The following is a 23,644-nucleotide window of genomic DNA, read 5'->3' as shown; positions in this document are numbered from 1 at the left end:
TCCTCCTAGAACGCTCAGTACGACTTGGGCAGGCCCAGGGTCTGGTGGGAGACGTAGTTGAGAATCATCTCCCTGCTGACCGGCGCGATACGAGACACGCGCGCCGCCGTAATCAGGGAGGCGAGGCCGAACTCCCGCGTGAGGCCGTTCCCGCCGAGGGTGTGGACCGCCTGGTCGACGGCCCGTACACAGGCCTCGCCGGCCGCGTACTTCGCCATGTTGGCCGCCTCCCCCGCCGCGATGTCGTCGCCCGAGTCGTACAGGAACGCGGCCTTCTGCATCATCAGACGGGCCAGTTCCAGCTCGATGTGGGCCTGTGCGAGAGGGTGGGCGATGGCCTGGTGGGCGCCGATCGGGGCCTTCCAGACGGTGCGGTCGCGCGCGTACTCGACGGCCCTGGCGAGGGCGAAACGGCCCATGCCGATCGCGAAGGCGGCCGTCATCACCCGCTCCGGGTTGAGCCCGGCGAACAGTTGCAGCAGTCCCGCGTCCTCTCCCCCACTGCCGAAAGCGTGGGAGGGGCCCCCACCGACGAGCGCGTCGGCCGGCAGCCGCACCTCGTCGAGCGTGAGCTCGAACTGCTTCTCGGCACTGGCCAGTTCCATGTCGATCTGCCGCCGCCCGAATCCCTCGGTGTCGCGCGGGACGATGAACAGGCAGGGCTTGAGACTGCCGGTGCGGGCGTCCTCCGTGCGGCCCACGATGAGTGTCGCGTCGGCGATGTCGACGCCGGAGATGAACACCTTGCGGCCGGTCAGGACCCAGTCGGTGCCGTCGCGGCGGGCCGTGGTGGTGATCCGGTGCGAGTTGGAGCCGGCGTCGGGCTCGGTGATGCCGAACGCCATGGTGCGGGTGCCGTCCGACAGTCCCGGCAGCCACTGCCGCTTCTGCTCCTCGGTGCCGAAGCGGGCGATGACCGTGCCGCAGATGGCGGGCGAGACGACGAGCATCAGCAACGGGCAGCCCGCCGCGCCCAACTCCTCCAGCACGATGGACAGTTCCGCGATGCCGCCGCCTCCGCCGCCGTACTCCTCCGGGAGGTTCACCCCGAGGTAGCCGAGCTTGCCCGCCTCGGACCAGAGCTCGTCGGGGTGGCCGCCCTCGGCGACGACCTTGGTGAGGTACTCGCGGCCGTAGCGCTTGCCGAGAGCGGCGACCGCGGAACGGAGCGCCTTGTGTTCATCGGTCTCTGTGACAGGGCTCATGACGGCTCCTCGGTACGGAGGTTCGGTACGGAAACTGCGGCTGAATCTGGCTGAGTGCGGCTGAGTGCGGCTGAATGCGGCTGAATGCGGCTGAATGCGGCTGTACGTAGCTGTTCGCGCCCGCGCGGCGGACACCCGCACGGTGGTGCGGCCCGGCGGTCGGCGGCGGGGTGGCCCGGCGGCTGGGACGGTCCGGCGGCGGGGCGGGCTGTCACCGGGTGTCGTCGCCCGGCGCCTCCCCCGGCGCCGCCTCCTCCCGCACGACGGCCAGCAGCGCGCCCACCTCCACCTGCTGCCCGACGACGGCGTGCAGGGCGCTGAGCGTCCCCGCCGTCGGCGCGGAGATCTTGTGCTCCATCTTCATCGCCTCCAGCCACAGCAGGGGCTCTCCGGCCCGCACGGTGGCTCCCTCGGCGAGCCCCACGGCCACCCGGACCACGGTGCCGGGCATCGGCGCGAGCAGCGAACCCGGAGCCCGGTCCGCGGTTGGATCGGGGAAGCGGGGCAGCTCGGTCAGCGCGGTGGCGTTCACGAAGACCTGGCCGTCGGCGTACCGCGTGACCTCGAACGTCCGCCGCACACCGGCCACTTCGAGGACGACACGACCTGCGTCGGCGTGCACCACACGCACCCCGTCGGCCGCGAGTCCCTCGCGCGTGTGCCGGTAGCCGGCCTCGTGCTCCTCGCCGTGCATCCGGTAGCGCTTGGTCTGCGGCTGCGAAGCCAGGTTCCGCCAGCCGCCGAACCGCGACCGGCCGTACGCGTCGGCCAGAGCGGCGGCCAGCGGGGCGTACGGGTCCGGGGTCGGCTCGGTGAGCGCGGCGAGGTGACGGTCGTAGAAGCCCGTGTCCATCCGGGCCCCGGTGAACTCCTCGTGCCGCAGCGACCGTACGAGCAGATCCCGGTTGGTGACCGGCCCGTGGATCGTGGCCCGCTCCAGCGCGCCGGCCAGTTTCCGCAGGGCCTCGGCGCGTGTACCGGCGTGCGCGACGACCTTCGCGAGCATGGGGTCGTAGTGGACGGAGACGGAGTCCCCGTCGGTGAACCCGGTGTCCAGCCGGACCCCGTCCGGGACGGCGATCCGGTGCAGGGTGCCCGTCTGCGGCGCCCACGCGCCCGCCGGGTCCTCCGCGTACAGCCGGGCCTCCACCGCGTGGCCCCGCGCGGGCGGCGGCTCGCTCTCCAGCCGCTCCCCCTCCGCGACCCGGAGCTGCAGTGCCACCAGGTCGACCCCGAACACCGCCTCCGTGACCGGGTGTTCGACCTGGAGGCGGGTGTTCATCTCCAGGAAGTGCGCGGTGCCGTCGGCGACCAGGAACTCGACCGTTCCGGCGCCGACGTAGTCCACGGCACGGGCGGCGCGCACCGACAACTCGTACAGCGTGCGCGTGAGTTCGTCTCCGAGCCCGGGAGCGGGCGCCTCCTCGATGACCTTCTGGTGGCGCCGCTGGAGGGAGCAGTCCCGTGTGCCCAGCGGCCAGACCGTGCCGTGCGCGTCGGCCAGGATCTGCACCTCGACGTGCCGGCCGCCCTCCACGTACGGCTCGACGAACACCTCCCCGTCCCCGAAGGCACTGAGCGCCTCCGCGCGGGCAGCCTCCAACTCGCCTTCGAGGTCGGCCAGTTCGCGGACGATCCGCATGCCGCGCCCGCCGCCGCCCGCGGCGGCCTTGACCAGCACCGGCAGGTCCCCGGCGGTGACCCGCTCCAGGGGCGCGAGCCCCATCAGCTTCTTCGCCCGGGTCTTGGAGGCCATCGCCTCGATCGCCTCCGGCGACGGACCGACCCACACCAGCCCCGCGTCGATCACCGCCCGCGCGAAACCGGCGTTCTCCGACAGGAACCCGTACCCAGGGTGCACGGCGTCCGCGCCCGCGTCGAGCGCGGCCCGCACGATCAGATCGCCCCGCAGATACGTCTCCGCGGGCGTGTTGCCCGGCAACCGCACCGCCGCGTCCGCCACCCGCGCGTGCAGGGCGTTCTCGTCGGCGTCCGAATGGACGGCGACGGTGCGCACCCCCGCCTCGCGGCAGGTACGGAAGACCCGGCAGGCGATCTCGCCCCGGTTGGCGACCAGCAGACTCGAAATCACGAGATCCCTCACATCCGGAAGACGCCGAAGCCACCGCGCGCGCCCTCGAAGGGCGCCGTGTGGATCGCGGACAGGCACAGGCCGAGGACGGTGCGGGTGTCGCGCGGGTCGATGACCCCGTCGTCGTACAGCCGCCCGGACAGGAACATCGGCAGCGACTCCGACTCGATCTGCTGCTCCACCATGGCGCGCAGCGCCGCGTCGGCGTCGTCGTCGTACGGGTGCCCCTTCGCTGCGGCCGACTGCCGGGCGACGATCGACAGGACGCCCGCGAGCTGCTGCGGGCCCATCACGGCCGACTTGGCGCTGGGCCACGCGAACAGGAACCGGGGGTCGTAGGCGCGCCCGCACATCCCGTAGTGGCCGGCCCCGTAGGAGGCGCCCATCAGCACCGACAGATGCGGGACCCGCGAGTTGCTCACCGCGTTGATCATCATCGCGCCGTGCTTGATGATGCCGCCCTGCTCGTACTCCTTGCCGACCATGTAGCCGGTGGTGTTGTGCAGGAAGAGCAGCGGGATGTCGCGCTGGTTGGCGAGCTGGATGAACTGGGCGGCCTTCTGGGACTCGGCGCTGAACAGCACGCCCTGGGCGTTGGCGAGGATGCCGACCGGATAGCCGTGCAGGCTCGCCCAGCCGGTGGTCAGGCTCGTCCCGTAGAGCGGCTTGAACTCGTCGAAGTCCGAACCGTCGACGATACGGGCGATCACCTCGCGCGGATCGAACGGCTGCTTGAGATCCCCCGGAACGATCCCGAGGAGCTCGTCCTCGTCGTACTTGGGAGGCGCCGCCGGAGCCGGATCGCCGTACGCCTTGCGGTGGTTCAGCCGGGCGACGACCCGGCGGGCCTGGCGGAGCGCGTCCTGCTCGTCGACGGCGAAGTAGTCCGCGAGCCCCGACACGCGCGCGTGCATCTCGGCGCCGCCCAGCGACTCGTCGTCGCTCTCCTCGCCCGTGGCCATCTTCACCAGCGGCGGCCCGCCGAGGAAGACCTTCGCCTTCTCCTTGACCATGATCACGTGGTCGGACATTCCGGGGACGTACGCGCCGCCGGCCGTCGAGTTGCCGAAGACCACGGCCACCGTGGGGATTCCGGCCGCGGACAACCGGGTGAGGTCGCGGAAGATCGCACCCCCGGGGATGAAGATCTCCTTCTGCGAGGGCAGATCCGCGCCGCCCGACTCGACCAGGCTGATGCAGGGCAGCCGGTTCGCGAGGGCGATGTCGTTCGCCCGCAGGGCCTTCTTCAGGCTCCAGGGGTTGCTGGCACCACCACGCACGGTCGGGTCGTTCGCCGTGATCAGGCACTCGACCCCCTCGACCACGCCGATACCGGTGACGAGCGAGGCGCCCACCGCGTAGTCGCTGCCCCAGGCCGCGAGCGGCGACAGCTCCAGGAAGGGCGTGTCGGGGTCGAGCAGCAGCTCGATCCGCTCCCGGGCGAGGAGCTTGCCGCGCTTCCGGTGCCGGGTGACGTACTTCTCGCCGCCGCCCGCCAGCGCCTTGGCGTGCTCGGACTCCAGGTCCGCGAGCTTGCCGAGCATGGCCTCGCGATGGGCCGCGTACTCGGGACTCCTGAGGTCGAGCGCGGAGGAAAGCACGGTCACAGCAGGACCTCCGGAATATCGAGGTGACGGGAGCGGAGCCATTCGCCGAGGGCCTTGGCCTGGGGGTCGAAACGGGCCTGGGAGGCGACGCCCTCGCCGAGGATCCCCTCGACCACGAAGTTGACGGCGCGGAGATTGGGAAGGACGTGACGGACGACCTTCAGGTCACCGGTCTCCGGCAGCAGACTCCGGAACGTGTCCGTCGTCAGCCGGTGTGCCAGCCACCGCCAGGCGTCGTCCGTAGCCGCCCAGACGCCGACGTTCGCGTTCCCGCCCTTGTCCCCGCTGCGCGCCCCCGCGACCAGCCCGAGCGGCGCCCGCCGGGTCGGCCCCGCGGGCAACGGCTCGGGCAGGGGCGGTTCTTCGAGCGTCTCCAGTACGAGCGTGTCCTGGGCCGGGGGCACAGCGATCCGGCGTCCGTCGTGGAGGACCGCCATGTGGTCCACGGCGCCATGGGGGACGTACACATCCTCGAAGACCCCATAGGGCGAGCCCGGCCCAGGTGGCGCCATCACATGGAATCCGGGATAGCTCGCCAGCGCGAGTTCCACGGCGGCTCCGCTCAGCGCCCGTCCGACCACCCTCTGGTCCTGGTCGCGCACGACCAGGCGGAGCAGGGCGCTCGCCGTCTCCTCGGTGGGGGCGTCGGGGTGATCGGTGCGGGCAAGGTCCCAGCGGACCTCCTCCGGGCGGGACTTGGCGGCGTCGAAGGCGGCCTCCAGCTGGACCCGTACGAGCTCCGCCTTGCGTTCGATGTCGAGGCCGGTCAGCACGAAGACGACCTCGTTGCGGAAGCCGCCGAGCTTGTTGAGGCCGACCTTGAGGGTGGGCGGCGGGGCCTCGCCACGCACACCGTCGATCCGTACCCGGTCCGGGCCCTCCTGGGTGAGCGCGACCGTGTCGAGACGGGCGGTCACATCGGGTCCCGCGTACCGGGCGCCCTGCGTCTCGTAGAGGAGCTGCGCGGTGACCGTGCCGATGTCGACGAGGCCGCCGGTGCCGTCGTGCTTGGTGATGACGCTCGACCCGTCCTCATGGAGTTCGGCGAGCGGGAAGCCGGGGTGGCGCAGCCGGGCCGGATCGTGGTCGGCGAAGAAGGCGTAGTTGCCGCCGGTGGCCTGGGTGCCGCACTCCAGCACGTGCCCGGCGACGACCGCGCCCGCGAGCCGGCCGTAATCGCCCGGCCCCCAGCCGAAGTGGGCGACGGCGGGCCCGGTGACCAGCGCCGCGTCGGTGACGCGCCCGGTGACGACGATGTCCGCGCCCTCGCGCAGACAGGCGGCGATGCCGGCACCGCCCAGGTAGGCGTGCGCGGCGAGGCTGCCGGGGTAGCGGTGCGTGAGGTCGTCGCCCTCGACGTGGGCGACGCGGACCGGGATGCCGAGCCGGCCGGCCAGTTCGCGTACGGCGTCGGCGAGCCCGGCCGGGTTCAGACCGCCCGCGTTGGTGACCAGGCGGACCCCGCGCTCGTGGGCGAGGCCGAGGCACTCCTCGAGCTGGCGCAGGAAGGTCTTGGCGTAGCCGCGTCCGGGGTCCTTCAGCCGGTCGCGGCCGAGGATGAGCATGGTCAGTTCGGCGAGGTAGTCGCCGGTGAGGACGTCGAGCGGGCCGCCGGTGAGCATCTCGCGCATCGCGTCGAAGCGGTCGCCGTAGAAGCCGGAGGCGTTACCGATGCGCAGCGGGCGGACCGGGGTCGCGGCTTCCGGGGTCACCGGCCGGCCTCCTTCGGGTCCCGCCCGGCACCCGGCGGGCCGGCGAAGGCCTGGGCGATGTCCAGCCAGCGGTCGGCGTCGGGGCCCGTCGCCCGTACGGCGAGGTCGGCGCGGTGGGCCCGCTGGGTCACCAGCAGGCAGAAGTCGAGGGCGGGGCCGGTGACGCGCTGCGGGGCGTCGGCCGGGCCGTAGGCCCACACCTCGCCGGAGGGGCTCTCCAGCTCCACGCGGAACTCTTCGGCGGGTGCGGTGAGGCCGTGCACGGCGAAGGCGAAGTCACGGGCGCGTACCCCGATGCGGACGACATGCCTCAGCCGGTCGGTGGGTTCGCGCACCACACCCAGCGCGTCGGCCACGTCCTGTCCGTGGGCCCAGGTCTCCATCAGGCGGCCGGTGGCCATGGAGGCGACCGACATGGGCGGTCCGTACCAGGGGAACCGGGTTCCGGTGGGTGCCGCGCGCAGGGCCGTCTCCAGGGCGGTCCGCCCTTCGCGCCAGCCGGCGAGCAGCAGGGCGGGCGGCTGGGCGGCGCCCGTCTCCGCGCCCTCGTCCACGAAGCCGTCGGGTGAGGCGAGCGCCTTCTCGACCTCCTTCGCGAAGGCCTCGGCGTCGGTGACGGCGAGCAGGGCCGAGTGGTCGGTCCAGGCGAGATGCGCGATCTGGTGGGCGACGCTCCAGCCCGCGGCGGGCGTACCGAGCGCCCACCGCTCCTCGCTCAACTCCCCCACCAACCGGTCGAGTTCCTCACTCTCCCGGTGCAGATCGTCGATCACGGCGATCACGGACGACGCGTCGGACACGATGCGCTCCCCTCGGGACACGACGGTGTGTGGCACGGAGCATGACAGCGACCCAAGAAACAATCAAGCATGCTTGCATTAATTCAGGCCGACTCCCGGTCCGGGGTTCGGCGCGGGGTGCCCGGGCGCCCCGCCCGTTCCTCTGGGACAGTGGGACAGCTGCATAACAAGTTCACACGCCTGACCGAGTCCATTACTCTGGACCGGCAGGTACAGCACGATGAACGAACGCGTCGATCCCCTGGAAGTCCCCGTGAACACCTCCGGAACCGCCCCGTCCTCCCCGGCCTCGGCCGCCCCCGCCCTGGCACCCGTGCCCGCGGCCGGCGCGCCCACGGCGGACGGTCCCGGCCGGCGCGGTGCCCTCGGGCCGGTGGGCCTGGTGCTCGCCGGAGGCATCTCGGTGCAGTTCGGCGGGGCCCTCGCGGTGAGCCTGATGCCCCGGGTGGGCGCCCTCGGCGTGGTGACGCTGCGGCTGCTGGTCGCCGCGATCGTGCTGCTGCTGGTCTGCCGTCCGAAGGTGCGCGGGCACTCGCGCGCCGACTGGAGCACGGTGGTCGTCTTCGGCTTCACCATGGCCGCGATGAACGGCCTCTTCTACCAGTCTGTCGCCCGCATCCCGCTCGGCACGGCCGTCACGCTCGAAGTGCTCGGCCCGCTCGCGCTCTCCGTCCTCAGCTCCCGCCGCGCCGTGAACCTGCTCTGGGCGGGCCTCGCCCTCGGCGGCGTCTTCCTGCTCGGCGGAGGCGGAGGCTTCAGCAGCCTCGACCCCGCGGGTGTCGCCTTCGCCCTGGGTGCGGGCGCCATGTGGGCGGCGTACATCATCTTCAGCGCGCGTACGGGCAGACGCTTCCCCCAAGCCGACGGCCTCGCCCTGGCCATGGTGGTCGCGGCGGTGGCGTTCCTGCCCCTCGGGATCGTCGAGTCGGGTTCGAGGCTCCTCGTCCCGACGACGGTCGCCCTGGGTGCCGCGGTGGCCGTGCTCTCCTCAGTCCTCCCGTACACGCTCGAACTCCTCGCCCTGCGCCGCCTCCCCGCCGCCACCTTCGCCATCATGATGAGCCTGGAACCGGCCGTGGCCGCCGTCGCCGGCTTCCTGGTCCTGAACCAGACCCTCTCCCTCACCGAGTCCCTCGCCATCGCCCTGGTCATTGCGGCGAGCATGGGCGCGGTGCGCACCCAGGTGGGGCGCGGGAAGACCAAGAGGCTCGAAGCGGACCTGGACGGCTAGCGGCTCTTCGCGCCGCAGGCCCGCCGGTTGGTTCGGCGGGCCTGCGGCCGGGACGCGGGTCCCGTCAGTGCACCGTGACCGATGCCGTCGTGGCCGATCCGTCGGTCCAGCCGTAGCGGTGGGCGGTCACCTTCACAGTGATCTTCTGGCCCTTGTCGGCCTTCACCAGGACGTAGGTGGACTTGGTGGCACCGGTGATGGTCTTGCCGTTGCGCTTCCAGGAGTACAAGTACGAGGTGGGCGTCGGTGACCACGTGCCGTGTGCGGCCGTCAGCCTGTGGCCGACCTTGGCGGTGCCGCTGGGAGAGGGCGCCTTGGTGGCCTTCAGGGAAGGACCGACGGCGACCGTGACGGCCGACGATGTGGAGTTGACCGAACCCGCGCCGTTGGTGACCGTGGCCTTGCACGAGATCTTGTGGGTGTAGTCGTCGGAGGTCAGGGTGCGTGTCGTGCCGCCGGCGCCGGAGATGGTTCTGCCGTCAAAATTTCACCCGCCATCCATCGACCGGCATGACACCGGATCACCGCCCGCGGACAGTTCAGCGGCGTCCAGATCGAACGGGACAGTCAGCGGCGAGCCATGTACAGGTCGAGCGCCTTGTGCAGCAGCCGGTTGATGGGGAAGTCCCACTCTCCGAGGTACTCCGCGGCCTCGCCGCCCGCGCCCGCCTTGAAGCGGAGGAGGCCGACGAGGTGGTCGGTCTCGTCGAGGGTGTCGGTGATGCCGCGGAAGTCGTACACGGCGGCGCCCAGGGCGTGGGCGTCGGTCATCATTCGCCACTGAATGGCGTTGTTGGGCTGGACCTCGCGCTTGCGGCTGGTGGAGGCACCGTACGAGTACCAGACGTGGGTGCCGACGGTCAGCATGGTCGCGGCGGCGAGGACGTCTCCGTCGTGGCGGGCGAGATAGAGCCGCATGCGGTCGGGGTCCTCGGCCGTCAGCGAGGTCCACATCCGCTGGAAGTAGGGCAGCGGGCGCGGGATGAAACGGTCGCGCTGCGCCGTCTCCGCGTAGAGCTCGTAGAACGCGGGCAGGTCGTCGTAGCCGCCCCGGACCACCTGGACGCCGGCCTTGTCGGCCTTCTTGATGTTGCGCCGCCACTGCTGGTTGAGGCCCTTTTGGATCTCCTCCAGGGACCGTCCGGCGAAGGGGACCTGGAAGACGTAGCGGGGCTGACCCGCCGCGAAGCCGTCCTCGCCGCCCGGCTCGGTCCGCTGCCAGCCCATGCCCCGCAGCCGCTCCGCGATCTCGGCGGCACCCGGCTCGTACGACGTCGCCGGCACCTCGCCCAGCCGCCGCGCCGCCGGATCGGCGATGGCCGTCTTGACCGCGTCCGCGCTCCAGCGGCGCGCGACCACCGGCGGGCCCATCTTCACGGTGAACGCGCCGCGTGACTTCAGATGCGCCAGCATCGGCCGGAGCCAGCGTTCGGCGAGGTCCGGGTCGTGCCAGTCGATGACGGGACCCTCGGGCAGATACGCGAGGTACCGCTTGACCTTCGGCAACGGGCGCAGCAGGACGAGCCCGGCCCCCTGGAGCCGGCCGTCCGCGTCGAACCAGCCGAGGCTCTCCGCACGCCAGTCCGGTTTCACGTCACCCCAGGACGGCACCTGCATATGACTGGCCGAGGACCGCGACCGGACGAACGCCAGGTGTTCGTCACGGGTGATCGCCTGCAGGCGGAAGGTCATGCGCGTCGCTCCTCGAAGTCCTCGGACCGGTGGAATCGTCAGCGTACTTACGCGGGTCCCGCGGGCCCGCCCTCCTGCGGACCGTTCTCCAGCGCCTCCGCCAGTACCTCCGCCAGGTGGCGGCCCCGCCGGTCGCTCAGGTGGGCCAGCTGGGTGCGGCAGGAGAAGCCGTCGGCGAGGATCACCGCGGTGTCGTCGGCCGCCCGTACCGCCGGGAGCAGTTGTTCCTCCGCGCAGGCCCGCGACACTTCCTCGTGGCCCTTCTCGAAGCCGAAGTCGCCCGCGAGACCGCAGCAGCCGCCGGCGAGGGGGCCGGTCAGACCGGCCGCGTCGCGCAGCCTGCGTTCGGCCCCGTCACCGAGGACCGCGTGCTGGTGGCAGTGCGTCTGGCCGACGGCAGGGCGGTCCAGGCGGGGCGGCGTCCAGCCCGGCGCGTACCGTTCCAGGGCCTCCGCGAAGGTCACCACCGCCGCCGCCAGCCGCGCCGCGCGCGGGTCGTCGTGCAGCAGCTCGGGCAGGTCCGTGCGCAGCGCGGCGGCGCAGCTCGGCTCCAGGACGACGACCGGGAGGTCGTCCATGGCGAGGTAGGGCTCCATGAGGTCGAGGGTGCGGCGGAGCACGGTGCGGGCCCTGTCGAGCTGGCCGGTCGAGACGTACGTCAGTCCGCAGCAGACGCGGTGGCGGCGGCGCGGCAGCAGTGTGCCGAAGCGGAGGGGGCCGCGGGTGACGCCGTCGCCGATGGGCCCGTGCCGCATCACCGTCCTCGGGGGCAGCAGCACGGCCAGTCCCGCGGCCTCCAGGACCCGCACGGCCGCGCGTCCGACGGAGGGTTCCAGGTGTTCGGTGAAGGTGTCCGGCCACAGGAGGACCGTCCTCCCGCCGAAGCCCGGGAACAGCTCGCCCGCCTCCCGCCGCTCCCCGCTCCCGCCGGGAACGCCTCCCCCGCCGGGAACGTCCGCCCCGCCGGGTCCGCCTCCCCTGCCGGGACCGTCCTCCTCGCCCCGCCGCCTCTCGCGCACATACGCCCGCACCCGGTCCCGGAACCGGGTCGACCACCACTGGCTGAACGTCTCCGGCGCCAGTCTCGGGATCTCCCGTTCGGGCGCGACACCGGCCAGCCGCTTGGCGAGTGCGGCCAACGGACGCATGGAAGCGAGGGAGTTGACGAGCCGTGCCGAGCGGGTGCGGGTCACCGCGGCGAGCCAGAAAGGGAGCCGGCCCAGGGCGTAGTGCGCGGCGGGACGGCGGCGGCCCGCGTAGTGGTGGTGGAGGAACTCGGCCTTGTACGTGGCCATGTCGACGCCGACCGGGCAGTCGGACCTGCATCCCTTGCACGACAGGCACAGGTCCAGCGCGTCGCGGACCTCCGTCGAGCGCCATCCGTCGGTGACGATCTCGCCGGCGAGCATCTCGTGCAGCAGCCGGGCGCGCCCGCGCGTGGAGTGCTCCTCCTCGCCGGTCGCCCGGAAGGAGGGGCACATGACGTCCGCGCCGCCCTGCACCGATGTCGTACGGCACTTGGCGACGCCCACGCAGCGGCGCACCGCCGCCGAGAAGTCGCCGCCGTCCGCCGGGTAGCCGAACTCCACGTCCACCGGGCGGTGCGGCAGGACCGCGAACCGCAGGTTCTCGTCCAGCCGGTGCGGGCGCACGAGCATGCCGGGGTTGAGCAGGCCGTCCGGGTCCCAGAGGTCCTTCGCCCGTTCGAAGAGGCGGACCATCTCGGCGCCGTACATCGTCGGCAGCAGTTCCGCGCGCGCCTGCCCGTCCCCGTGCTCCCCGGACAGCGAGCCGCCGTGGGAGACGACGAGGTGGGCGGCCTGCTCGGAGAAGCGCCGGAAGCGGGCGACGCCCGCCGTGGAGATCAGGTCGAAGTCGATGCGGACGTGGATGCAGCCGTCGCCGAAGTGCCCGTACGGCGTTCCGTGCAGGCCGTGGGCCGCGAGCAGCGCCCGGAAGTCCCGCAGGTAGGCGCCGAGCCGGGCGGGCGGCACCGCGCAGTCCTCCCAGCCGGGCCAGGCCTCGCCGCCGAACCCGCGGCTCCCGCCGGGCAGGGAGTCGCCCCCGGCGTACGGCATCCGGGTCGCCGTGCCACTCGCGTCCTCCCGGAGCCGCCACAGCGCCCGCTGCCCCGCCGGGTCGGTGACCACCAGAGCGTCCTGTACGTCCGCCGCCCGCACGATCGTGTCCGCGTGCGCGCGTGCCTCCGACGGCGATCCGCCGCCCGTCTCCACGAACAGCCAGGCCCCGCCGCGCGGCAGCCCGGCGTCGGCGGGTACGAGATCGGCGGCCATCCCCTCCACGGTCAGCGGCCCCAGCGGCAGCAGACCGGCGGCGGCGTCCGCCGCAGCGCTCTCGTCGGGGTAGGCGAGGACGGCCAGCGCCCGCGCGCGGGGTGCCTCGACCAGTCGCACGACCGCCTCGGTGAGGAGGCCCCAGGTGCCCTCGGAACCGCAGAAGGCGCGGGCCACGTCCGCGCCCCGCTCGGGCAGCAGCGCGTCGAGGGCGTACCCGGAGATCCGCCGCGGGAGGTCCGGGAAGCCGGTCCTCAGCAGCGCCAACTCGCTCTCGACCAGGGCCCGCAGGCCGTCCGGGGCGCCCTGCCAGTCCCGGCCGAGGCGGCGCGTGTCCCCGCCCGCGCCGACGACCGACAGTTCCCGCACGCTGTCCGCCGTGGTGCCCCAGGCGACCGAGTGGGAGCCGCAGGAGTTGTTGCCGATCATTCCGCCGAGGGTGCAGCGGCTGTGGGTGGAGGGGTCGGGGCCGAAGCGCAGGCCGTGCGGGGCGGCGGCTTCCTGGAGGCGGTCGAGGACGGCACCCGGCTGGACGACGGCGGTACGGGCGTCCGGGTCGAGCGCGACGATCCGGTTCATGTGGCGGGTGAAGTCCAGGACGACACCGGTGCCGGTGGCCTGTCCGGCGATCGAGGTGCCGCCGCCGCGCGCCACGACCGGCACCGCGTGGGCGCGGCACACGGCGAGGGCCGCGGCCACGTCGTCGGAGTCGCGCGGGGCCACGACACCGAGCGGTACGCGCCGGTAGTTGGAGGCGTCCATGGTGGTCAGCGCGCGTGCGGTCGCGTCGAAGGAGACCTCTCCGCGCACGGCTTTCGCCAGCTCGGACCGCAGTTCCGCGATTTCCGGCTGCCCCTCCGGTTGTCCGCCCGGCCACCCCTCCCGCTGTCCCTCCGGCCGTCCTTCCGGCTGTCCCTCCGGCCGTCCACCCAGATCCGTCATGTCTCCAGGATGCCGCCGGGCACCGGTGCCGGCCGCCCGGCCGCGCACCCGAAAGGCCCCGATATGCCGGAGCGATCATGAAACCGCTTCCCGAAGCTGCCCAATCGGATCACGAACTCTCATATAGTGACCACGAGTTGAGCATCAGGTGTCGCTTCTCGCCCAGGACCGACCGAGGACACGACCGAGGACACGTTCTCCCCCCAAGAACACGACCGAGGACCGATTGATGACCCCGCCCCTGCCCTCCGGCGAACGACCCACCCTGCGCGCCACAGCAAAAGCAGCGCTGACCGCCGCCGTCCCGGCCGCGGTCGTGGTGGTGGCCGCCGTCCTGCTGGCACCCGAGCCGGCCCGCGTACCCCTCGCCTGGGGCACCGGCGTCGCCGCGGTGCTGCTGTGCACGGCCGTCACGGTGGCCGCCCGCGCCGTACAGACCGAGCGACTGATGATCCGTCGCCTCGACAACGTGACCAAGGACGCCGGCCGGCTCCTGCAGGAACGCGCCCGGCTGACCGAGGAGTTCAACCAGGAACGGGCCCGGATCGCCGACGAGGCCGCCCGCGATCGCGCCCGCGCCGCCGAGGCCGCGGCCCAGGAGCGGATCCGCCTGACCGAGACCGCCGCCCGCGAACGCGCCCGCCTCACCGCGGAGTTCGCCGAGGAGCGGGAACTGCTCATCGGCGAACGCGACCTGCTCACCGAGCGCAACGCCGAACTCACCGCGCTCAACACCGAACTCACCGAGCGCGCCCGGCACGCCGACAGCAACCGGACCGCCGCGGTCTCGGCGACCGCCAACGCGGCCGCCCGTATGCAGGCGCTGTCCACCGGAATGCTCGCCGACCTGCGGGCCATGGAGGAGAGACACTCCGACGAGGACGTCCTCGCCGACCTCCTCCACCTCGACCACCGCACCGCGCAGGCGGGCCGCCTCGCAGACTCCGTCGCCGTCCTCACGAGCGCGCGCTCGGGGCGCCGCTGGGCCCGCCCGATCGTCATGGAGTCGATCCTGCGCGGCGCCATGGGCCGCATCGGCGGCTACCAGCGCGTGCGCGTCCACTCCACCAGCGCGGCCGCCGTCGCCGGACACGCCGCAGAGGGCGTCATGCACGCGCTCGCCGAACTCCTCGACAACGCGGCCAAGTTCTCGCCGCCCACGGCCGAAGTGCATGTCTACGTCGAAGAGGTCCCGGCGGGTGTCATCGTCTCCGTCGAGGACAGCGGACTGGTGATGGGCGACGTCCAGCTGCGGCGCGCCGAACGCGCCGTCACCGGGGGCATCGTGAACGCGTCCGATCTCGGCGGACTCACCGGCACCCGCCTCGGCCTCGCGGTGGTCGGCCGGCTGGCCGGCAAGTACGGCCTGAAGGTGTCCTTCCGGCCCTCCGCCCGCGGCGGCACCGGCGTTCTCGTCCTGATCCCGCAGGACCTCCTCACGCCGGCCAACACCCCGCACGGCACCGCCCCGCTGCCGGCCGCGCCCGAGCCCGCCGCGGCCGCCCCGACAGCCGTCGACGGCCGCGCCTCCGCGCCGCGGTCCCGGGCCGACCAGGAATCGCCGGAGCCCCAGAGGTCACACGGCTCGCAGGGCTCACAGGAGTCCCGGTCGCCCCAGGAATCCTCCGCGTCCCCCGTGTCGTACGCCGCCGCCCGCGCGGCAGGCGACCTCGACCCGGACCCCGTCCCGACCCACGACTCACCCCGGCACGACCAGGGTCCCGCGTCCTCCACCGGCGGCCTTCCCAAGCGCCGCCGCGGACGCACCCTCGCCCACGCCGAGCGCAGCCGCTCGCACGCCACGCCCCCGGCCACCCCGGAACCCCGTACCGGCGAGGACCCCAAGGCCCGGTCGGCCGCCCGTTTCGGCACCTTCCGCCAGGCGGTACGCGGCACGGCGCCGGGCGCCCCCGCACCCGTAGCGGCCGAGGATCCCCCACGGGCCGAAGAACGTGAGCGACCCGAGGACCGCGTACCCACCGGGGACCGCCCGCGAGCCGAGGAGCGCGTACGGGCCGAGGACGCGTATCCCGTACGGGAGGCGGACGACATCCGTGACGAAGCCGCCGTACAGAGCGCCGCCCCCGCCGCTCCCACCAGTTCCACCACCCCCACCCCGCACGCGCTCCCGGAAGGCGACACCACCCCATGACCGGCACCATCACCGCCGACGAGAAGCTCACCTGGCTCATCGAGGGCCTCCTTGAGCGCACCCCGGGCGCCCGGCACGCACTCGTGCTCTCCCGCGACGGCCTGAAGCTGTGCCGCACTCCGGAGCTGTCGGTCGACCAGGCCGACCAGCTCGCCGCCATCGCCGCCGGCATCCAGTCGCTGTCCCACGGGGCGTCCGTGGAGTTCGGCGACGGCAGCGGGGGTGTGCGCTCGGCGATGGCCGAGTTCTACGGCGGGGTGCTGTTCATCGTGGAGGCGGGCGACGGCGCGCATCTCGCGGTCGTCACCGCCGAGGACGCCGACGCCGGACTGGTCGGGCACAACATGAGCGAACTCGTGGAACAACTCGGCGAGCACCTGAGCACACCGCCCCGGTCGTCATGAGCCGTCCCGGCAGGGACGACGCGCCCGACCGGCTGTACACCCTCACCGGAGGGCGCACCCGGTCCGGGCCCGACACCCCCTTCGACCTGGTGACGCTGGTGGTCGCCGAGTGCGATCCGGTGGCGGGCATGCAGTCCGAGCACGCCGCGATCCTGCGGATGTGCGATCGGCCGACGGCGGTCGTGGAGATCGCGGCGGAGCTGAAGCTGCCTGTGTCGATCACCCGCGTCCTGCTCTCCGACCTGCTCTCCACGGGCCGCGTCAGCGCCCGTCACCCGCACACCACTGTTCCTTCCGGTCTTCCCGATCCCGACATCCTGGAGCAGGTGCTCGTTGGACTCCGTAACCTCTGACGCCCGTGCGCCCCTGTCCGCGTCGGCCGACAACGGCCTCAAGATCGTGATCGTGGGTGGCTTCGGCGTCGGCAAGACGACCCTGGTCCGCTCGGTCAGCGAGATACGTCCCCTCAACACCGAGGAGACGATGACGCAGGCCGGCGAGGCCGTCGACGACATCAGCGAGGTGCGCGGCAAGTCCGCGACCACCGTCGCCTTCGACTTCGGGCGCATCACGCTGGACACGCACAACATCCTGTACCTGTTCGGCGCACCCGGGCAGGAGCGGTTCTGGTTCCTGTGGGACCGGCTGTTCTCCGGAACGCTCGGGGCGATCGTCCTGGTCGACACCCGTCGTATCGACGACTCCTGGTACGCCATCGACCGGCTGGAGCACCACGGCACGCCGTTCATCGTGGCCTGCAACGACTTCGGCGGGCCCCCGCACACCCCCGCGCAGATCCGCGAGGCCCTCGACCTCGACCCGCACGTTCCGCTGCTCGACTGCGACGCCCGCTCCCGGGAGTCCAGCAAGCGGGTGCTGATCACCCTGGTGGAGCACCTCCAGTCCCGCTACGCCCGTCACGGCGCCGCAGCCGCGGAAGGCGCCCTTCAATCCCCGGAGTTGGCGCTGTGACCCCCACCACCGCATCCGCGCCCGTCCCCCTCGGCGGGCCGCGGTTCCAGACCGAACCCGCCGAGCTGTACCGGGAGATGCGGCGCGACCACGGCAGCGTCGTGCCGGTCGTCCTCGACGGCGACATCCCGGCGTGGCTGGTCCTCGGCTACCGCGAACTGCACCAGGTCACGGGCGATCCCCAGCTGTTCAGCCGGGACTCGGACCTGTGGAGCCAGTGGGACCGCATCCCGGACGACTGGCCGCTGCTGCCGATGATCGGCCGCAAGCAGCCCTCCATCCTTTACACCGTCGGCGAACGCCACCGCGAGCGCGCCGCGATGATCAGCGACGCCCTCGAAGCCGTCGACGCCTACGAACTGCGCTCCCAGGCCGAGAAGTTCGCCGACGAACTGATCGACGCGGTCTGCCCCAAGGGCGAGACGGACCTCGTCGGCGACTACGCGGCCCTGCTGCCCGTGCGGGTCCTCGCGACGCTCTACGGCTTCGCCGACGAGCAGGGTCCGGGCCTGGTGACCGCCCTGAACGACATGATCAACGGGCGCGAGGGCGCGCTGGCCGGACAGCAGCATCTCGCCGGCTCCATGGCCCGGTTGATCGCCGACCGCAAGGAGACACCGGCCAACGACGTCGTCTCCCGCATGCTCGCGAACACCGCGGGCTTCACCGACGAGGAGATCGTCCAGGACCTGATGGTCATGATGGCCGCCGGCCACCAGCCGACCGCAGACTGGATCGGCAACTCGTTGCGCCTGATGCTCACCGACGAGCGCTTCGCGGCCTCCCTGTTCGGCGGTCGGCACAGTGTCGCCGAAGCCATGAACGAGGTGCTGTGGGAGGACACCCCCACCCAGAACGTGGCCGGGCGCTGGGCCTCCCGCGACACCCAGCTCGGCGGCCGCCGGGTCCGCTCCGGCGACCTGCTGCTGCTCGGTCTGCAGGGCGCCAACTCCGACCCCCAGGTCCGCACCGACAGTTCCGCGCTCACCGGCGGCAACAACGCCCACTTCTCCTTCGGTCACGGGGAGCACCGCTGCCCGTTCCCGGCGCAGGAGGTCGCGGAGGTCATCGCGCGGACCGGGATCGAGGTCGTCCTCGACCGGCTGCCGGACATCGACCTGGCCGTGCCCGCCGAGTCGCTGGCCCGGCGTCCCTCCCCGTGGCTGCGGGGCCTGAGCGAACTGCCCGTACGGTTCACGCCCGTACCCGTCCTCTGAGACGCCGTCGCGCCCGGCCGACGCGCTGTTCGGCCGGGGCCCGGGGCCCCTTCATGCCCCGGGAAGCCGCCAGTACCCCCACCCCAGCCCTTGGAGGCACCCCCGCATGACCACCGGTACCGAAGAGACCCGCATAGTCCTGGACCCCTTCGTCACCGACCTCGACGGCGAGAGCGCCGCGCTGCGCGCGGCGGGGCCGCTCGCCGCCGTCGAACTGCCCGGCGGTGTGCCGATGTGGGCGGTCACCCACCACGCCGAGGCGCGCGCCCTGCTCACGGACCCCCGTCTGGTGAAGGACATCAACGTCTGGGGCGCCTGGCAGCGCGGCGAGATCGCCCCCGACTGGCCGCTGATCGGACTCGCCAACCCCGGCCGCTCCATGCTCACCGTGGACGGCGCGGACCACCGGCGGATGCGCACGCTGGTGGCGCAGGCGCTGACACCGCGCCGGGTGGAGCAGATGCGGGAGCGCATCGCGAAGCTGACGGAGAGTCTGCTCGACAACCTCACCGGGGACGTCGTCGACCTGAAGGCCGACTTCGCCTACCCCCTGCCGATGTACGTCATCGCCGACCTCATGGGCATCGAGGAGTCGCACCTGCCGCGCCTCAAGGTGCTCTTCGAGAAGTTCTTCTCGACGCAGACCCCGCCCGCGGAGGTCATCGCGACGCTCACCGAACTGGCCGGGATCATGGCGGAGACGGTGGCGGCGAAGCGTGCCGAGCCGGGCGACGACCTGACCAGCGCGCTGATCCTGGCCTCCGAGGACGGTGACCACCTCACCGACGCGGAGATCGTCTCCACCCTCCAGCTGATGGTCGCGGCGGGCCACGAGACGACGATCTCCCTGATCGTCAACGCGGTCGTCAACCTCTCCGCCCACCCCGACCAGCGCGCCCTCGTGCTCGCCGGCGAGGCCGACTGGTCCGCGGTCGTCGAGGAGACCCTGCGCCACTCCACCCCGACCTCCCACGTCCTCATCCGCTTCGCGACGGAGGACGTCCCGGTCGGCGACAAGGTGATCCCGGCGGGCGACGCGCTCATCGTGTCGTACGGCGCGATCGGCCGCGACGAGAACGCCCACGGCCCCACCGCGGGCGAGTTCGACATCAGCCGCACCAGCCAGAACCGGCACATCTCCTTCGGCCACGGACCCCACGTCTGCCCCGGCGCGGCCCTGTCCCGCCTGGAGGCGGGCGTCGCCCTGCCCGCCCTGTACGAGCGCTTCCCGTCCCTGGACCTCGCCGTCCCGGTGTCGGAACTCCGCAACAAGCCGGTGGTGACGCAGAACGACCTGTTCGAGCTGCCGGTCCGGCTGACCGCCGAATGAGGTGAACCGCCCGTAAGGCGCCCGTGAGCCACCCGATCAGGCGCCCGTAGACCGCCCGTAGACCGCCCGTGAGCCACTCGTGCGGCTGATCGCCGGACGAGGTGAGCTGACGGAGTGGCAGCTCGCCGGAGGGGCCCGTCACGGCCCCTCCGGCGACGGTGGCCGCCGGCCCGCGTCAACCCGCCCGTCTCAGCCGACGGACGACGTTTCGCCGAGGTTTCCCCGAACGGCTAGGCTCCCCGCGTGGCTGATATCCAGATCCCCGCTGACATCAAGCCCGCCGACGGACGATTCGGCGCTGGCCCCTCCAAGGTGCGGACGGAGGCACTGGACGCGCTGGCCGCGACCGGTAGCTCCCTGCTCGGCACATCCCACCGCCAGGCCCCGGTCAAGAACCTGGTCGGCAAGGTGCGCGAGGGCGTGCGCGAGCTGTTCTCCCTGCCCGACGGGTACGAGGTCGTCCTCGGCAACGGCGGCTCCACCGCGTTCTGGGACGTCGCGACGCACGGTCTGATCGAGAACAAGTCGCAGCACCTCACGTTCGGCGAGTTCTCCTCCAAGTTCGCGAAGGCGGCCAAGCTCGCCCCGTGGCTGGCCGAGCCCACCGTGGTCGCCTCCGACCCGGGCACGCACCCCGAACCGGTCGCCGAAGCGGGCGTCGACGTCTACGCCTTCACCCACAACGAGACCTCGACCGGTGTCGCCGCCCCGATCAAGCGGGTGCAGGGCGCCGACGAAGGCTCCCTCGTCCTGGTCGACGCCACCTCCGGCGCCGGCGGCCTGCCCGTCGACATCGCCGAGACCGACGTCTACTACTTCGCCCCGCAGAAGTCCTTCGCCTCCGACGGCGGCCTGTGGATCGGCGTGTTCTCCCCGGCCGCGATCGAGCGCGCCGAGCGGATCCACGCCTCCGGCCGGCACGTCCCGGAGTTCTTCTCGCTGCCCACGGCGATCGACAACTCCCGCAAGAACCAGACGTACAACACCCCGGCGCTGGCCACGATCTTCCTGCTCAACGAGCAGCTGGAGTGGATCAACGGCCAGGGCGGTCTCGCCTGGTCGGCGGCCCGGACGAAGGACTCCTCGACCCGCCTCTACCGCTGGGCCGAGGACAGCAAGTACGCCACCCCGTTCGTGACCGACGCGGCCAAGCGCTCACAGGTCATCGGCACCATCGACTTCGCCGACGAGATCGACGCCGCCGCCGTCGCCAAGGTCCTGCGCGCCAACGGCATCGTCGACACCGAGCCCTACCGCAAGCTCGGCCGCAACCAGCTGCGCGTCGCCATGTTCCCGGCGATCGACCCGGCGGACGTCGAGGCGCTGACGCACTGCATCGACTACGTGATCGAGAAGCTGTAACCGTTCCGTTCCCACGAGTTGAGGGGCGTCCGGCGCGCGAGCGTGCCGGACGCCCCTCGGCCGTTTCCACGGCCTAGGTCCGCGGGTCAGTTGCGGCGCAGCAGCCTCTTGAAACCGAGGACGACGGCGAAGAGGGCGGCGACCGCGATGGCGCCGACCTTCAACCCGCCGCTGATTCCGCCGCCGCTCCCGTCCCCGGCGGCGGCCGAACCACCGCCCTTGGAGGGCGACTTGGAGTCGGAGCCGCCGGTACCGGGCGCGTCCTCCGGCTGTACGGGGCTGTCCGCGCCCTCGCTGCCGTACATGAGCTTCGATCCGTCGGGGGTGTAGGTGATGGACTCGCCCTGGCCCTGGAGGGGCACGTTCAGGCGGCCCTGGCGTTTGATCCGGCCGTCGTTCCAGGAGTAGGCGATGCCGCCGAAGTAGCCGCGTACGGCGAGCTGCCGGCCGTCGGGGGAGAAGGCGCCGTCGGTGACCCAGAGGTCGATGGTGGCGACGGGCTTGAAGATGTTGGTGCCGGTGGCGGAGAGATGGGCAGGGCCTTCGTAGAGGTGGCCGCCGTCCTCGTTCTTGTCGGCGATGTAGACGCGCCCCGTCTTGGGATGCACCATCAGCGCCTCCGCGTTGCGGGGACCGTCCGAGTACTTCACGACGTACTGGGTGGCACGGATCGTCTGGTCCTTGAGCACCTTGGGCTCGGGGAGCTTGTAGATCCACACGTGGTCCCACTTGCCGCCGAGGTTGTCGCCGATGTCGGCGGCGTAGAGGTCGCCGTCGGGGCCGATGGAGATCGCCTCGACGTCCCGGGGCGCGCCGACCCCGCTCATGGTGATCGTGGCGACGGTCCGGCCGGTCCTGCTGTCGACGGCGTACAGAAAGGGCCCGTCGTCGCTGTCGTTGTGGGTCCAGTAGACGCCGGGGTGGATGCGCGAGGCGGCGAGGCCGCTGGACTCCTTGATCCGGGGGTCCTTGATGGTGAATCCGCCGTCCCCGCCGTCGGCGAGAGCGGGCGCCGCCAGGGCGACGGCGAGGGCGGCTCCGGCAAGGGCTCCGGCGGCGGCTCCGGACACGAACGAGGGCGATCGGCGCATGACCCAAGCGTGCCATCCCACCGGCCCGTTCACGCCGCCGCCGTCCACCCGGGCGCCCACCGGCCGGCCCCCACGCCCGCCCGGGCCCGTGAACCTCGCCGGAGCCCGCGGGAGCGTGTCCAGCTTCACACCGTCACGGCCCATGGCACCCGGGCCGATCGTCCATGATGAGCGGATGCTCAGGTTCATGCCCGTCGGCGACTCCATGACGATCGGTAGCGCGGGCGAACACACATGGCGTTACCGGATGTGGCAGCACCTGCGCGCGACGTACGGGGGCCCGTTCAAGATCGTCGGCCCGCGCGAGACGCTGTACGACAAGGCGACGGAGTCCCCCGACTCGCTCGAGTACGCGGACCCGGAGTTCCCCCGCGCCCACCTGGCCGGCTGGGGCGAGGGCTGGCTGCACATGGCCCCGCTGATCCGCGAGGCGGTCCGGGCGCAGCGCGCCGACGTCCTGCTGGTCTCCCTCGGCCTCATCGACCTCGGCTTCTACACGAACGCCGCGCAGACCGCCGACAACGCCCGCGCCTTCGTCGCGGAGGCCCGCGCCGCGAACCCGCGCGTCCGCATGGTCCTGCTCCCGGTGATACCGAACGTCCGCGCCGAGTCCGACGCCCCCTTCGCCACCCAGGTCGCCGCCTTCAACGAACTGCTCGCCAAGACGGTCGCCGACCTCGACGAGCCGCGCTCCCCCCTGCTGCTCGCGTCCCCGCCCCCCTCGTACGACACCACCTTCGACACGTACGACGGCACCCACCCGAACGCGAACGGCGAACACAAGATCGCGGAGGGTTTCGCGGAGGCGATGTACCAGGCCTGGGACCTGGGCGAGCCGTACACGGCCGAACCGGCGTGACCGAAAAGGGACGTTGCCCGGTCACGGTGCGTATCGTTGTACCGTGCGGCCGCGCCCGTCCAGGGGCAGCCGGGGAGGAGCGCCACGATGACCGTCCTGGAGGACAGGATCGAGATGGCCGACGCCGACGCCGACACCGAGGCTTTGGACGAGTGGTTCCGACGTCTTGAGCGGATGCCCGTCCCCGAAGGATTCCGGGTCGAGATCGTCGGGGGCAACGTCCACATGACACCGCAGCGGAACACCCACTGGCAGATCATTCGCCAGATCCTGTGGGCGGTCGAAGACAGGTTCGGCAGGGAGACCAAGGTCTTCTCGGACGTCCGGATCGACTTCCCCGGCCACGAGAACGGGTTCTGCCCAGACATCGCCCTGCTCAAGGACACGGCGGAGCCGGACGGCGGGGGCCACTGGCGCTACCAGGACGTGGAGTTCGTCGCCGAGGTGATCTCCGAGGGCACCGCGGCCAACGACTACGGTCCCAAGAAGGCCGCCTACGCGATCGCCGAGGTACCCGTCTACCTGATCGCCGATCCCTACCAGCGCCGCTGCCACGTCTACACCCACCCCAAGGGCGACACCTACACGACGGAGACGAGGGTCGACTTCGGCGAGATCGTCGACCTCACGACGACCGCTCTCGGCCTCGCCCTGAAGACCGACGAGTTCCCGCGCGACTGAC

Annotated in this window: 20 protein-coding genes; 11 read left to right on the top strand and 9 right to left on the bottom strand. The window is 72.2% G+C overall.

Features of this window, described 5'->3' with window-relative positions:
* Positions 1-14 precede the first annotated feature (14 nt).
* From ACFYR3_RS24395 to ACFYR3_RS24375, 5 genes are all read right to left on the bottom strand, one after another.
* Positions 15-1,205 (bottom strand): acyl-CoA dehydrogenase, encoded by a 1,191-nt coding sequence (locus ACFYR3_RS24395; protein ID WP_355847132.1) that lies wholly within the window; start codon positions 1,203-1,205, stop codon positions 15-17.
* A gap of 211 nt (positions 1,206-1,416) precedes the next feature.
* Positions 1,417-3,297, bottom strand: coding sequence for a biotin carboxylase N-terminal domain-containing protein (locus tag ACFYR3_RS24390; RefSeq protein ID WP_389284722.1), 1,881 nt, complete (start codon positions 3,295-3,297; stop codon positions 1,417-1,419).
* 8 nt (positions 3,298-3,305) lie between these two features.
* Entirely contained in the window at positions 3,306-4,904 is a 1,599-nt protein-coding gene (locus ACFYR3_RS24385) for an acyl-CoA carboxylase subunit beta (RefSeq protein WP_389284721.1), read from the bottom strand.
* The gene (locus tag ACFYR3_RS24380; protein ID WP_389284720.1) at positions 4,901-6,616 is read right to left on the bottom strand and encodes an acyclic terpene utilization AtuA family protein; all 1,716 of its coding nucleotides are present in this window, start codon (positions 6,614-6,616) and stop codon (positions 4,901-4,903) included. The genes ACFYR3_RS24385 and ACFYR3_RS24380 overlap by 4 nt, the downstream gene beginning before the upstream one ends.
* The gene (locus tag ACFYR3_RS24375) at positions 6,613-7,416 is read right to left on the bottom strand and encodes a TIGR03084 family metal-binding protein (RefSeq protein ID WP_389284719.1); all 804 of its coding nucleotides are present in this window, start codon (positions 7,414-7,416) and stop codon (positions 6,613-6,615) included. The genes ACFYR3_RS24380 and ACFYR3_RS24375 overlap by 4 nt, the downstream gene beginning before the upstream one ends.
* Positions 7,417-7,636: 220 nt before the next feature.
* Here ACFYR3_RS24375 and ACFYR3_RS24370 point away from each other — a divergent pair, with 220 nt between their 5' ends.
* Positions 7,637-8,647, top strand: coding sequence for a DMT family transporter (locus ACFYR3_RS24370; protein WP_389284718.1), 1,011 nt, complete (start codon positions 7,637-7,639; stop codon positions 8,645-8,647).
* Between the two features lie 64 nt (positions 8,648-8,711).
* Here ACFYR3_RS24370 and ACFYR3_RS24365 read toward each other — a convergent pair whose 3' ends face one another.
* Positions 8,712-8,876: a hypothetical protein gene (locus ACFYR3_RS24365; RefSeq protein WP_355841409.1), complete on the bottom strand. Its 165-nt coding sequence runs from the start codon at positions 8,874-8,876 to the stop codon at positions 8,712-8,714.
* Between ACFYR3_RS24365 and ACFYR3_RS24360 the strand changes: the two genes are divergently transcribed.
* Positions 8,857-9,072 carry a hypothetical protein gene (locus ACFYR3_RS24360; RefSeq protein ID WP_355841406.1) on the top strand — a complete coding sequence of 72 codons (216 nt, stop codon included), beginning with the start codon at positions 8,857-8,859 and terminating at the stop codon, positions 9,070-9,072. The two genes, ACFYR3_RS24365 and ACFYR3_RS24360, sit on opposite strands and share 20 nt — an antisense overlap.
* A 142-nt stretch (positions 9,073-9,214) precedes the next feature.
* Here the strand turns inward: ACFYR3_RS24360 and ACFYR3_RS24355 are convergent, their stop codons facing one another.
* Positions 9,215-10,339 carry a peptidoglycan bridge formation glycyltransferase FemA/FemB family protein gene (locus ACFYR3_RS24355; protein WP_355841403.1) on the bottom strand — a complete coding sequence of 375 codons (1,125 nt, stop codon included), beginning with the start codon at positions 10,337-10,339 and terminating at the stop codon, positions 9,215-9,217.
* A 47-nt stretch (positions 10,340-10,386) separates the two neighbouring features.
* Positions 10,387-13,395, bottom strand: a complete 3,009-nt coding sequence (locus tag ACFYR3_RS24350; protein ID WP_389284762.1) for an FAD-linked oxidase C-terminal domain-containing protein — start codon at positions 13,393-13,395, stop codon at positions 10,387-10,389.
* Between the two features lie 409 nt (positions 13,396-13,804).
* On the opposite strand from ACFYR3_RS24350, the gene ACFYR3_RS24345 reads away from it, so the two are divergent.
* The 7 genes from ACFYR3_RS24345 (at position 13,805) to serC (ending at position 21,012) form a co-directional block, all read left to right on the top strand.
* Positions 13,805-15,727: an ATP-binding protein gene (locus ACFYR3_RS24345; RefSeq protein WP_389284717.1), complete on the top strand. Its 1,923-nt coding sequence runs from the start codon at positions 13,805-13,807 to the stop codon at positions 15,725-15,727.
* Positions 15,724-16,131: a roadblock/LC7 domain-containing protein gene (locus ACFYR3_RS24340; protein WP_355213327.1), complete on the top strand. Its 408-nt coding sequence runs from the start codon at positions 15,724-15,726 to the stop codon at positions 16,129-16,131. The genes ACFYR3_RS24345 and ACFYR3_RS24340 overlap by 4 nt, the downstream gene beginning before the upstream one ends.
* Positions 16,128-16,484 carry a DUF742 domain-containing protein gene (locus ACFYR3_RS24335; RefSeq protein ID WP_355841399.1) on the top strand — a complete coding sequence of 119 codons (357 nt, stop codon included), beginning with the start codon at positions 16,128-16,130 and terminating at the stop codon, positions 16,482-16,484. Before ACFYR3_RS24340 ends, ACFYR3_RS24335 begins: the two co-directional genes overlap by 4 nt.
* Positions 16,465-17,103 carry an ATP/GTP-binding protein gene (locus ACFYR3_RS24330; protein ID WP_389284716.1) on the top strand — a complete coding sequence of 213 codons (639 nt, stop codon included), beginning with the start codon at positions 16,465-16,467 and terminating at the stop codon, positions 17,101-17,103. The genes ACFYR3_RS24335 and ACFYR3_RS24330 overlap by 20 nt, the downstream gene beginning before the upstream one ends.
* On the top strand, positions 17,100-18,320 hold the full coding sequence (locus tag ACFYR3_RS24325) for a cytochrome P450 (protein WP_355841397.1): 1,221 nt from the start codon (positions 17,100-17,102) through the stop codon (positions 18,318-18,320). Before ACFYR3_RS24330 ends, ACFYR3_RS24325 begins: the two co-directional genes overlap by 4 nt.
* A gap of 106 nt (positions 18,321-18,426) precedes the next feature.
* On the top strand, positions 18,427-19,650 hold the full coding sequence (locus tag ACFYR3_RS24320) for a cytochrome P450 (RefSeq protein WP_355841395.1): 1,224 nt from the start codon (positions 18,427-18,429) through the stop codon (positions 19,648-19,650).
* A gap of 243 nt (positions 19,651-19,893) precedes the next feature.
* Positions 19,894-21,012, top strand: a complete 1,119-nt coding sequence (gene serC, locus ACFYR3_RS24315) for a phosphoserine transaminase (protein ID WP_355841393.1) — start codon at positions 19,894-19,896, stop codon at positions 21,010-21,012.
* Positions 21,013-21,098: 86 nt separating this feature from the next.
* Here serC and ACFYR3_RS24310 read toward each other — a convergent pair whose 3' ends face one another.
* Positions 21,099-22,103 (bottom strand): WD40 repeat domain-containing protein, encoded by a 1,005-nt coding sequence (locus ACFYR3_RS24310; protein WP_355841391.1) that lies wholly within the window; start codon positions 22,101-22,103, stop codon positions 21,099-21,101.
* A gap of 175 nt (positions 22,104-22,278) precedes the next feature.
* On the opposite strand from ACFYR3_RS24310, the gene ACFYR3_RS24305 reads away from it, so the two are divergent.
* Both ACFYR3_RS24305 and ACFYR3_RS24300 read left to right on the top strand, forming a co-directional pair.
* On the top strand, positions 22,279-22,962 hold the full coding sequence (locus ACFYR3_RS24305) for an SGNH/GDSL hydrolase family protein (protein WP_355841389.1): 684 nt from the start codon (positions 22,279-22,281) through the stop codon (positions 22,960-22,962).
* Between the two features lie 87 nt (positions 22,963-23,049).
* Positions 23,050-23,643 carry a Uma2 family endonuclease gene (locus ACFYR3_RS24300; RefSeq protein WP_355841387.1) on the top strand — a complete coding sequence of 198 codons (594 nt, stop codon included), beginning with the start codon at positions 23,050-23,052 and terminating at the stop codon, positions 23,641-23,643.
* The last annotated feature ends 1 nt before the right edge of the window (position 23,644 follow it).

The organism is Streptomyces sp. NPDC005784 (assembly GCF_042871525.1).
Classification (GTDB): Bacteria; Actinomycetota; Actinomycetes; order Streptomycetales; family Streptomycetaceae; genus Streptomyces.
This window is presented reverse-complemented; position numbering and strand designations above follow the sequence as displayed.

Excerpts from the sequence above, each read along its gene's own strand:
- ACFYR3_RS24320 (WP_355841395.1), top strand. The coding sequence starts at position 18,427 with ATGACCACCGGTACCGAAGAGACCCGCATAGTCCTGGACCCCTTCGTC.
- ACFYR3_RS24340 (WP_355213327.1), top strand. The coding sequence starts at position 15,724 with ATGACCGGCACCATCACCGCCGACGAGAAGCTCACCTGGCTCATCGAG.
- ACFYR3_RS24370 (WP_389284718.1), top strand. The coding sequence starts at position 7,637 with ATGAACGAACGCGTCGATCCCCTGGAAGTCCCCGTGAACACCTCCGGA.
- ACFYR3_RS24335 (WP_355841399.1), top strand. The coding sequence starts at position 16,128 with ATGAGCCGTCCCGGCAGGGACGACGCGCCCGACCGGCTGTACACCCTC.
- ACFYR3_RS24300 (WP_355841387.1), top strand. The coding sequence starts at position 23,050 with ATGACCGTCCTGGAGGACAGGATCGAGATGGCCGACGCCGACGCCGAC.
- ACFYR3_RS24305 (WP_355841389.1), top strand. The coding sequence starts at position 22,279 with ATGCTCAGGTTCATGCCCGTCGGCGACTCCATGACGATCGGTAGCGCG.
- ACFYR3_RS24345 (WP_389284717.1), top strand. The coding sequence starts at position 13,805 with ATGACCCCGCCCCTGCCCTCCGGCGAACGACCCACCCTGCGCGCCACA.
- ACFYR3_RS24355 (WP_355841403.1), bottom strand. The coding sequence starts at position 10,339 with ATGACCTTCCGCCTGCAGGCGATCACCCGTGACGAACACCTGGCGTTC.
- ACFYR3_RS24350 (WP_389284762.1), bottom strand. The coding sequence starts at position 13,395 with ATGGACGCCTCCAACTACCGGCGCGTACCGCTCGGTGTCGTGGCCCCG.
- ACFYR3_RS24395 (WP_355847132.1), bottom strand. The coding sequence starts at position 1,205 with ATGAGCCCTGTCACAGAGACCGATGAACACAAGGCGCTCCGTTCCGCG.
- ACFYR3_RS24310 (WP_355841391.1), bottom strand. The coding sequence starts at position 22,103 with ATGCGCCGATCGCCCTCGTTCGTGTCCGGAGCCGCCGCCGGAGCCCTT.